Genomic DNA, 3,838 nt, shown 5'->3' on the forward strand with positions numbered 1-3,838 from the left:
TGTTGAGGAGTTGCTGGCCGGTTGGGCGGGTCGGATCGATGTCGCGGCGGTGAACGGTCCGGGTTCGGTCGTGGTGGCGGGGGATGCGGATGCTCTGGATGAGCTGATGGCGCATTGCGAGAGTGATGACATCCGGGCGCGTCGTATCCCGGTGGACTACGCGTCCCACACCTGGCATGTGGAGGACATCGAGGCCGAGCTGGCCGAGGTGCTTGCGCGGGTGGCTCCGTGTTCGGGTGAGGTGCCGTTCTTCTCCACCACCGAGGCCGGCATCATCGACATGGCCCGGCTGGACGGCGGTTACTGGTATCGCAATCTGCGTCAGCGGGTGCGTTTCGCGGATGCGGTGCAGGGTCTGGTCGAGCAGGGGTATGGGGCGTTCGTGGAGGTCAGCTCTCATCCGGTGCTGGGCATGGCGGTCCAGGAGGCCGCTCCGGACGCAATCGTGGTGGGCAGTCTGCGCCGCAACGAAGGCGGCGGCCACCGTTTCCTGACCTCGCTGGCCGAGGCGTGGGTGCGCGGTGTCCCGGTCGACTGGACCGCCGTCCTCGCCGGCCAGGGCGCCTGTACGGTCGCGCTTCCCACCTATGCTTTCCAGCACCGCCGCTACTGGCTGGAGAAGACCGCTCCCGTCCCGGCCCTGACCTCGGGTCAGGAGGTGGACGCCCGCTTCTGGGACGCGGTCGAGCGTGAGGACCTGGAAGCCCTCGCCGACTCGCTCGATCTGGCGCCCGAGCGGCGCGGGGCCTTGGGCACGGTGGAGCCGGTGCTGCCCGTGCTGGCCGAGTGGCGTCGGCGTAAGCGGGAGAGCGCCGTGCTGGACTCCTGGCGTTACACGGTGACGTGGCAGCCGGCCAGTGCTGCTTCGGTGGCCGGGCCGGGCCCGTTGCCCTCGCACTGGCTGGTCGTGGTGCCCGGTGCTGACGGCACCGCCGAGGGCACCGCCCAGGAGCTGGTCGAGCGGTTGCGCGGTCGCCAGGAGGTCGAAGGCGTCGTCACGCTCGTCCTCGACGCGACGCGGGAGGAGCGGACCGCTCTCGCGGACCGTCTCCGCGAAGCCTTCGAAGAGACCCCCCTCACCGGCGGCGTCCTCAACCTGCTGCCGCTCGCCCCCGCCGCCGAGCCACGGTCCTCCGCCGTACCCGGTGCCGTCACGGCGACGCTCCTGCTCATGCAGGCGCTCACCGACGCGGAGGTGGAGGCGCCGGTGTGGACGGTCACCCGGGGAGCGGTCACCGTGCCCGGCCCCGCCGCGCAGCCCGCTGCCGGTCCGATACCGGAGCAGGCGGCCGTCTGGGGCCTTGGTCGGGTCTACGGACTCGAGCATCCCCAGCGGTGGGGTGGTCTCGTCGACCTCCCCGCGTCCGTCGCTCCCCCCGCGCCCGCCGATCCCCTCGCATCGGGCGACCACCTCGCACCAGGCGACTCGGCCGCGGAACTCGACCCGCGCACCTGGGACCGGTTCTTCGCGGGCCTGGCGGGCCACGACGACGAGGATCAGTTCGCTGTACGCGCAGACGGACTGTACGTACGCCGCATGGTCCGCAAGCCGGTCGACGCCGAGGCGGGCGAGCGTCGTAGGGTCGGTTTCCCGGGTACGACGCTCATCACCGGCGGTACCGGGGCTCTCGGCGCGCACCTCGCCCGGCGGCTGGCCGCGACCGGTGCCGAACATCTGCTGCTGGTCGGCCGCCGGGGCCCGGACGCGCCCGGCGCGGACGGACTGGCGGCGGAACTGACCGCCCTCGGCGCCCGCGTCACCATCGCCGCGTGCGACATCACCGACCGGGACGCCCTGGCCGCGCTGCTGTCGGACGTGCCGGAGGACGCACCGGTCAACGCCGTCGTGCACGCGGCGGGCACCGAGCCGCCGACCGTCGCGATCGGGGACACGGACCTCGCCGACCTGCACGACGTGGCCGCCGCGAAGATCGCGGGTGCCGTACACCTGGACGCGCTGCTCGCCGACCGTCCGCTGGAGGCCTTCGTCCTGTTCTCGTCGGGCGCGGGTGTCTGGGGCGACGGCGGCCACTCCGGATACGCGGCCGCCAACGCCTACCTCGACGCGTTCGCCGAGTGGCGCCGCAGCCACGGCCGGGTGGCCACCTCCATCGCCTGGGGCGCCTGGGCCGGCGGCGGAATGGTCCACGAGGCCGAGGGCGACCGGCTGCGCCGCTACGGCGTGCCCACCATGGACCCCGAGGTGGCCGTGGGCGCCGTACAGCAGGCCCTCGCGTACGACGAGACGTGCCTGGTCGTGGCCGACGTCCTCTGGGACCGGTTCGCGGCGACCTACTCGGCCGCCCGCCCCCGTCGTCTCTTCGACGAGATCCCGGAGGTCCGCCTCCTTGCCACGGAACAGGTCCGCGCCGCTGTGTCCGGGGACGGCGTCGATGCCGGGCCGGTGGCGGCCGGGCAGACGCAGCCGTTCGCCGCCCGGCTGACCGGCGCCGGCCGGGCCGAGCAGGAACGGACCGTGCTCCAGCTCGTCCGTACGCAGGTCGCGGCGGTCCTCGGCCATGACGGGACCGGTGCGATCGGCCCCGGCCACGCCTTCCGCGATCTCGGTTTCGACTCCCTGACCGCGGTGGAGCTGCGCAACCGGCTGAAGGAGGTCACCGGTCTCAGCCTGCCCGCCACCCTGGTCTTCGACCATCCCACCCCGGCCGCCCTCGCCGAACGGCTGCTGTCCGAACTGGTCCCGGACGCGGAACCGGCGGGCGGAGGGGAACTCGCCTCACTCGACGAGCTGGAAGCGGCCGTCGCCGCGCTCGACCCCGCCGACGACGTCTCCCGCACCAGGATCACCACCCGGCTGCAAGCGCTGCTGTGGCGGTTGTCCGACGGCCCGGCCGAGAAACCCACGGGCGGCGGCGACTCCGACGACGAACTACTCGGGGCCGTCTCCGACGACGAGATGTTCGACCTGATCGACAAGGAACTCGGTCTCAACTAGCCCGCCAGACCACTGCACCACCCCTGTCCGACCTGCCCGTTGCCAACGCCGTACGGGTGACTCCAAGCCTTCGGGCCTGCTCTAGGGACTGATGACGTTCATGGCCAACGAGGACAAGCTCCGCGACTACCTCAAGCTGGTTACCACCGACCTGCGGCAGACCCGTCGTCGCCTCCAGGAGGTCGAGGCCCGCCAGCAGGAGCCCATCGCCATCGTCTCGATGAGCTGCCGCTACCCCGGCAATGTCCACACACCGGAGGAGTTCTGGAAACTGCTCGCGGCGGGCGTCGACACCGTCTCCGAGCTGCCCGCCGACCGTGGCTGGGACCTCGAGGGCCTGTACCACCCCGACCCGGAGCACCAGGGCACGAGCTACACCCGCTCCGGCTCGTTCCTGTACGACGCGGCCGACTTCGACCCCGCCTTCTTCGGCATCTCGCCGCGCGAGGCGACCATGATGGACCCGCAGCAACGACTGCTTCTGGAGACCTCCTGGGAGGCACTGGAGCGGGCCGGAATCGACCCGGGCACCCTGCGCGGTGAGCAGGCGGGCGTCTTCGTCGGCAGCAGCGACCAGGGCTACGGCGCCGCGGCCGCCCGTGCCCGGGACCGGGTCGAGGGACACATGCTGACGGGCGGCTCCGGTGCGGTGCTGTCCGGCCGGATCGCCTACACCCTCGGCTTCGAGGGCCCCGCCGTCACCGTCGACACCATGTGCTCCTCGTCGCTGGTCGCGCTGCACCTCGCCGTCCAGGCCCTGCGCCAGGACGAGTGCCGCCTCGCCCTCGCGGCCGGCGCCACCGTCATGGCCACGCCCCGGAACTTCGTGGAGTTCAGCAGGCAGCGGGGGCTTGCGCCGGACGGTCGGTGCAAGCCGTTCGC

The 3,838-nt window shown here is 72.4% G+C and carries 2 protein-coding genes; both read left to right on the forward strand.

The features are described 5' to 3' along the window. The coding region (locus IE277_RS46270) for an SDR family NAD(P)-dependent oxidoreductase (RefSeq protein ID WP_189960099.1) at positions 1 to 2,956 on the forward strand (2,956 nt) is incomplete at its 5' end. Positions 2,957 to 3,056: 100 nt separating this feature from the next. Next, positions 3,057 to 3,838 (forward strand): beta-ketoacyl synthase N-terminal-like domain-containing protein (locus tag IE277_RS46275; RefSeq protein WP_189960101.1); only part of this gene is annotated, 782 nt, incomplete at its 3' end.

It is taken from the genome of Streptomyces alanosinicus, from assembly GCF_014650595.1.
Taxonomy (GTDB): domain Bacteria; phylum Actinomycetota; class Actinomycetes; order Streptomycetales; family Streptomycetaceae; genus Streptomyces; species Streptomyces alanosinicus.